General features: G+C 75.6%; 1 protein-coding gene. It reads right to left on the reverse strand.

From position 1 onward, the window contains the following. Positions 1-150: 150 nt before the first annotated feature. Complete coding sequence (locus ACFW1I_RS25850) at positions 151-7,638, reverse strand: SDR family NAD(P)-dependent oxidoreductase (protein WP_384674226.1); 7,488 nt, start codon at positions 7,636-7,638, stop codon at positions 151-153. Between the last annotated feature and the right edge of the window lie 22 nt (positions 7,639-7,660).

Raw genomic sequence — 7,660 nt, forward strand, 5'->3', positions numbered from 1 at the left:
ACGTCCCTGACGGCGTTCGCAGCCCACACGCATGCGGTGCCGGAGGCACGACCTCCCGGCGGCACCCAGGACGAACAGCCCGACAGCCGGACGGCCAGCAGCCGGGGAGCGAGAACGCTCCCCGGCTGCTCTGCGCGCCCGTCCGGCCGGTTACGCCTGGCGGAACCGCTGGTCGATCAGCTCCATCAGCTCGTCCGCCGAGGCGTTCTCCACCTCCGCGCCGTGCGGGACGGCCTTCGCCCCGCCGTTCGCCCGCTCCGCCAGCTCCCGCAGCCGGTGCTCGACCAGCTTGTCGACGGCGTCCGGCGCGAGCGCCGCCAGGGCCTCCTCCAGCCGGTCGAGGCATTCCAGGGCGATGTCGGCCGGCGACGGCTCGGGCGGAGCGACCCGGTCCAGCAGGTACTCGGCGAGCGCCCGCACCGTCGGGTAGTCGAACACCAGGGTCGCGGGCAGCCGCAGCCCCGTCGTACCGCCCAGCCGGTTGCGCAGCTCCACCGCCGTGAGGGAGTCGAAGCCCAGGTCCTGGAAGGCGCGGTCGGCGGAGATCTCCGCCGGTGAGCCGTGCCCCAGGACCGCGGCGATGTGACCGCGCACCAGCTCGACCAGGATCGCCTGCTGCTCCTCGCGGTCACGGCCCACCAGCCGATCGGCGACCGAACCGCCCCCGTCACCGGCCCGGCGAGGCGGCACGCGCACCAGACCGCGCAGCACCGGCGGCAGCGCGTCGGCCACGACCTGCGCGCGCAGATGCCGCATGTCGAGTTCGGTGAGGACCGGGGCCGCGAGACCGGCGCCGAGGGCCGCGTCGAAGCGGGCCAGCGCGTCGGCCGTGGACAGCGGGACCAGGCCCCGCCGGCCGGCGACGCTCTGCAAGGCCCCGGCCAGCCCCTGGGTGAGCGCGCTGGTCTGCTCCCACGGACCCCAGGCCATGGACACGCCGGGCAGCCCGTGGGCACGCCGGTGCGCGGCGAGGGCGTCGAGGAAGGCGTTGGCGGCGGCGTAGTTGGCCTGGCCGGGCGCGCCCAGGACGCCCGCCGCGGAGGAGAACAGCACGAACGCCGCGAGATCGGCGTCCCTGGTGAGCTCGTGCAGGTTCCAGGCCGCGTCCGCCTTGGGGCGCAGGACGGTCCCGAGCCGCTCGGGGGTCAGATTCGGCACCGTGGCGTCGTCCAGCGTCCCGGCCGCGTGGATCACCGCCGTGAGCGGATGCTCGTCGGCGATCGTGGCGAGGACCCGGGCGAGCGCGTCCCGGTCACCGGTGTCGCACGCCTCGACCGAGACCGTCGCGCCGAGCCGCGTCAGCTCGGCCACCAGTTCCGGCGCGCCGTCGGCCGCCATCCCGCTCCGGCTCACCAGCAGCAGCCGCGCGACCCCGTGGGCCGCGACCAGGTGTCGGGCGACCAGGCCGCCCAGTGTGCCGGTGCCGCCGGTGACCAGCACCGTGCCGTCCGTCCGCAACGGCGCGGGGGACTCCGCCGCCGGACGCCGGGTCAGGCGCGGCACCCGGACCTTGCCGTCCCGCACCGCCGCCTGCGGTTCGCCGACCGCGATCGCCGCCGCGAGCAGATCCTCGGTGACCGGGACCGGACCGCCGACGTCCAGGAGCTGGAACCGGAACGGGTTCTCCGACTGCGCGCTGCGCACCAGGCCCCAGGCGGCCGCGGCCGCGAGATCCGGCACGTCCTCCCCGTCGTCCGCGGCGAGGGCGCCGCGGGACACCAGGGTGAGGACCGACGACGCGAACGTCTCGTCGGCGAGCCACTCCTGGACCTGGGCCAGGACACGGGACGTCCCCTCGTGGGTGGCCGCGCGGGCGTCGTCCGCGGTTTCCCCCGCCAAGGACGTCACGACGACCTGCGGTACGGGGGCTCCGTCCGCGATCGCCGTGCGAAGCGCCGCCAGGCTGGGGTACCGCCCGGAACGTACGCCGTCGACCTCGATGCCGCCGACGAAGGCCAGGGTCGGGACGGCCGCTGCGACCGGTCCGGCCTCGGTCCACTCCGGGGCCAGCAGGGACGCGCGGCTCGCGTGGGCGCCGAGCCGTGCCGGGTCGACCGGACGCAGCCGGAGCGATCCGATACGGGCGACCGGGCGGCCCGCGCCGTCGGCCAGGTCCACCGCGAGGCTGTCGCCGGCGGCCCTGAGGCGAGCGCGCAGCGTCCGGCCGGCGGTCGCCCCGAGCCGTATCCGGGTCCACGAGAACGGCAGCAGCACCGCCGTGGCCTCGGAGACGTCGGGCCGTCCCGCCATCAGGGCGTGCAGAGCGGCGTCGAGGAGGGCCGGATGGACACCGAACCCCTCGATGTCGGTCTCCTCGGGGAGCGTCACCTCGGCGTAGATGTCACCGTCGTGCACCCAGGCGGCTCGCAGTCCCTGGAACACGGGCCCGTACGCCTGGCCGTTGGCGGTGAACCGGTCGTAGACGAGGTCCACGTCGGCCGGCTCGGCCCCGGCGGGCGGCCAGGCCGTCAGGTCGTCGAGGACCGGTGCGGGATCCACGCCCAGGGTGCCGGTGGCGTTCAGCGTCCATTCGGCGTCGTCGTCGCCCTCCGGACGGGAGTGCACCGAGACGGGGCGCGCTCCGTTCGCTTCGGGTGCTCCCACGACCACCTGGATCTGGACGCCGCCGCTCTCCGGCAGCACCAAGGGGGTGAGCAGGGTGAGTTCTTCCACCGCGTCACAGCCGACCCGCTGCGCCGCGTGCAGCGCGAGCTCGACGAACGCGGTCCCGGGCACCAGCACGACGTCGTTGACCTGGTGGTCCGCGAGCCAGGGGTGGGTCCGCAGGCTGACGCGGCCGCTGAGCACGTGCCGGTCGTCCCCGGCCACCGACAGACCGGCCCCCACCAGGGGGTGCCCGGTGTCGCCCAGCCCGGCCGACCGGACGTCGCCCGTCGTGGCCGACGCCCGGAGCCAGTACGGGGCACGCCGGAACGCGTACGTCGGCAGCTCCACCCGGCGGGTTCCCGGGGTGAGCACCCGCGTCCAGTCCACGGTGGCGCCGTGGACATGGGCCTCGGCGAAGGCGGCCAGCAGCGCGCGGGCGTCGCCTTCGTCTCGGCGCAGGGTGCCCAGGGCCGCCGCCGGCACCCCGGCCCGTTCGAGGGTCTGGCGTACGCCCACGGTCAGGACGGGGTGCGGGGCGGCCTCGACGAACAGGCGGTGACCGGCGTCGAGCAGCGCTTCGGTCGCCTTGCCGAACTGCACCGTCTCGCGCAGGTTGCGGTACCAGTAATCGGCGTCCAGCTCGGCGGTGTCCAGGAGCCCGCCGGTGACGGAGGAGAAGAACGGCACGGCGCTCGTGCGGGGGCGGACGGGGGAGAGGGCCTCCAGCAGTTCCTCGCGGAGCGCGTCGATGTGCGGGGTGTGGGAGGCGTAGTCGACCGGGATCAGCCGGGCGCGGACGCCGTCGGCCTCGCAGGCCGCCACGAACGCGCGGACGGCGTCGGTGTCGCCCGCCACGACCGTGCTGTCCGGCCCGTTGACCGCCGCGAGGTGCACTCCGGCCGCCGTCGCCGCGGCGAGCCGGGCGTGGACCCGGTCCGCGGGCAGCGGCACCGAGGCCATCGCGCCCGTCCCGGCCAGCCGGGTGATGATCCTGCTGCGGAGCGCCACCACCAGCGCCGCGTCGTCGAGCGAGAGCGCCCCGGCCACGTACGCGGCGGCGATCTCCCCCTGGGAGTGACCGGCGACGGCGTCCGGGACGACGCCCGCCGCCTTCCACAGCTCGGCCAGCGACGTCAGGACGGCGAACAGCGCGGGCTGTACGACGTCCACCCGCTCCAGGGACGGCGCGCCCGGGGCGCCGTGCAGCACGTCGAGCAGCGACCAGCCGGTGTGCCGGTCGAGGGCCTCGGCGCAGGCGCGCAGGTGCGCGGCGAAGACCGGCGACTGTTCCAGCAGACCGAGCGCCATGCCCGCCCACTGCGAACCCTGCCCGGGGAACACCAGGACGGTCTTGCCCGCCGTCGCGGGAGCCACGCCCTCGACGGCCGCGGGATGCGGCTCGCCCCGGGCGATGGCGGACAGCGCCGAGCGGAGGGTGTCGTGGTCATGGCCGAGGACGACGGCGCGGTGGTCGAACACCGACCGTGTCGTGGCGAGCGCCCAGGCCACGTCCCCGGGGGCGTCGTCCGTCCCCACGTGCTCCGCGAGCCGCGCCGCCTGCGCCCGCAGCGCGGCCTCGGACCGGCCCGACAGCAGCCAGGGGACCACCGGCCCGCCGTCGCCGGACGGCAGATCCGCCGCCAGGATCGCCGGCGTGCCGGTGTCCGGGGCGGGCGCCGGGGCCGGCTCGACCGCGGGCGGCTGTTCGAGGATGACGTGGGCGTTGGTGCCGCTGATGCCGAACGCCGAGACGCCGGCGCGGCGTCGGCGGCCGGTCTCGGGCCACGGCACCGTCTCGGTGAGCACCGCGACGCCGCCGCCCTCCCACTCGACGTGCGGGGTCGGGGTGTCGGCGTGCAGGATCCTCGGCAGCCGGCCGTGCCGCATGGCCTGCACCATCTTGATCAGGCTCGCCACACCCGCCGCCTGCTGCGCGTGGCCGATGTTGGATTTGACGGAGCCGATCCAGAGGGGGCGGTCGGTGGGGCGGTCGGGTCCGTAGGTGGCGATGAGGGCTTGGGCTTCGATGGGGTCGCCGAGGGTGGTGCCGGTGCCGTGTGCTTCGACGGCGTCGATGTCGGTGGGGGTGAGTCCTGCGTTGGTGAGGGCTTGTCGGATGACGCGTTGTTGGGAGGGTCCGTTGGGTGCGGTGAGGCCGTTGCTGGTGCCGTCGGAGTTGATGGCGGAGCCGCGTACGACGGCGAGGACCTGGTGGCCGTTGCGGCGGGCGTCCGACAGCCGCTCCACGAGCAGCAGCCCCACGCCCTCGGAGAAGACCGTGCCGTCGGCAGCCGCGTCGAACGGCTTGCACCGGCCGTCCGGAGCCAGCCCGCGCTGGCGGGAGAACCCGACGAAGACACTCGGGGTGGGCATCACCGTCACGCCGCCGGCCAGCGCGAGGTCGCAGTCGCCGTTGCGCAGCGCCTGCGCCGCGAGGTGCAGGGACACCAGCGACGACGAGCACGCGGTGTCCACCGTGACCGCCGGCCCCTCGAACCCGAGGACGTAGGCGATGCGACCGGACGCGACACTGCTCGCGGCACCCGTCAGCAGGTACCCCTCCACCGCCTCCGAAGTGCGCGACGGCCCCCCGGGATAGCCGTAGGCGGTCATGCCGACGAACACACCGGTACGGCTGTTGCGCAGCGACTCGGGCGCGATTCCGGCCCGTTCGAGAGCCTCCCAGGCGGTCTCCAGCAGCACGCGCTGCTGCGGGTCCGTGCCCAGCGACTCACGGGGACTCATGCCGAAGAACTCGGCGTCGAAGTGCCCGGCCTCGTCGAGGAACCCGCCCCGGTCCGTGTACGAGGTCCCGGGGTGGTCGGGGTCCGGGTCGAAGAGGCGCTCCAGGTCCCAGCCCCGGTCGTCCGGGAACCCCGACACGGTCTCGCGCCCGAGGTCGGCCACGTCCCACAGGTCCTCGGGGGTGCGCACGCCCCCGGGGAAGCGGCACGCCATCGAGACGATCACGATCGGGTCGTCGGCGCCGCCGACGGTCCTCGCGCGGACCGGGGCGTCGCCGACCTGCCCGCTCAGCTGCTCCCGCAGGTACGCGGCCAGCGCGGCCGCGTTGGGGTGGTCGAAGATCAGGGTCGCGGGCAGCCGCATCCCGGTCGCGGCGTTGAGCCGGTTGCGCAGCTCGACGGCGGTGAGCGAGTCGAAGCCGATCTCCTGGAACGGCCGCCGCGGGTCGATCGTCTCCGGCGCGGGATGGCTGAGCACCACACCGATGTCGTTGCGGACGACGTCCAGCAGCAGGCTCAGCTGCTCGGCCTGCGAGCGCCCGGCCAGCTCCCGCTGGAGCGCGCCCTGGCCGCCCGCCCGGCCGCCCGCCTGCCGGCGGGCGGCGCGCAGGAAGCCGCGCAGGACCGCCGGAGCGGGGCGCACCTCGGCCGCCGCCCGGATCGCCGCGAGGTTGAGACCGGCGGGCACGAGGTCGGGCCGTCCGCCGGCGAGGCCGACGTCGAAGAGGGCGAGCGCTTCGGCGTCGGACATGGTGGTCAGCACGTCGTGCGCGACGGCGTGGCGCTTCTCCGCGAACAGGTCGGCGGTGATCCCGCTGGCCTGCTGCCACAGCCCCCAGGCGAGCGAGACCGCCGGGAGCCCGAGCGTGTGCCGGTGCGCGGCCAGCGCGTCCAGGAACGCGTTGCCGGCCGCGTAGTTGGCCTGCCCCGGGTTCCCGAGGGTGCCCGCGAGCGAGGAGAACAGCACGAACGCGCTGAGGTCGAGGTCCTTCGTCAGCTCGTGGAGGTGCCACGCCGCGTCGGCCTTCGGCCGCAGGACCGGGTCCAGCTGCCCGGCCTCCAGCGCGGTGACGGCCGCGTCGTCGGTGACTCCCGCCGAGTGCACGACACCGGTGAGGGGGTGCTCGGGATCGATCGCGTCGAGCAGCCGGCGCAGTTCGTCCCGGTCGGACACGTCGCAGGCCCGTACGAGCGCCTCGGCGCCCAGCCGGCCCAGCTCGGCCACGAGCTCGGCGGCGCCCTCGGCCTCGGGGCCGCGCCGGCTGACCAGAAGCAGGTGCCGCACGCCGTGCTCGGTGACCAGGTGCCGGGCGACGGCGGCGCCGAGGGTGCCGGTTCCGCCGGTCACGAGGACGGTGCCGTCGGCGGCGAGCGGACGCGGGATCGTCAGGACGAGCTTGCCGGTGTGGCGGGCCTGGCTCATGAGCCGGAACGCCTGCGGCGCCTGGCGAGCGTCGAACGCCGCCACGGGCAGGGGGCGCAGCGCACCCTCCGCGAACAGCACGTCCAGGTCCGCCAGCATGCGCGCGACGTGGTCGGGCCCCGCCTCGACGGTCTCGAAGGCCCGGTAGACGACACCGGGGTGCCGCTCCGCCACCTCCGCCGGGTCGCGCACGTCGGTCTTGCCCATCTCCAGGAAGCGGCCGCCCCCGGGCAGGAGCCGCAGCGACGCGTCCACGAACTCGCCGGCGAGGGAGTCCAGGACGACGTCCATGCCGGCGCCGCCGGTGGCCGCGAGGAACCTCTCCTCGAACGCGAGCGTCCGCGAGTCCGCGATGTGCGCGTCGTCGAAGCCCGCCGCACGGAGCGTGTCCCACTTGGGGGTGCTCGCGGTGGCGTAGACCTCGGCGCCCCAGTGCCGCGCCAGCTGGACGGCGGCCATGCCGACACCGCCGGTCGCGGCGTGCACGAGCAGTCGCTGCCCGGGCCGCAGCCCGCCCAGGTCGCGCAGGGCGTAGGAGGCGGTGAGGAACGCCACCGGAGCGGAGGCGGCCTGGACGAACGTCCAGCCGCGCGGCACCCGGGTCAGCGCCCGGCGGTCGGCGACCGCGACCGGCCCCACCGCTCCCTCCGGGAACAGACCCATCACGGCGTCGCCGGGCGCGAGGTCGGTGACGCCCGGGCCGGTCTCGGTGACGACGCCGGCGGCCTCGCTGCCGATGAACGCCTCGCCCGGATAGAGGCCGAGGGTGAGCAGCACGTCGCGGAAGTTGGCCCCCGCCGCCCGGACCGCGACCCGGACCTCCCCGCTCTCCAGCGGCCGGTCGGCGGCGGCGCAGGGCTCCAGGACGAGGTTCTCGACCGTGCCC

The sequence above is a fragment of the Streptomyces sp. NPDC058955 genome (assembly GCF_042741435.1).
Classification (GTDB): Bacteria; Actinomycetota; Actinomycetes; order Streptomycetales; family Streptomycetaceae; genus Streptomyces.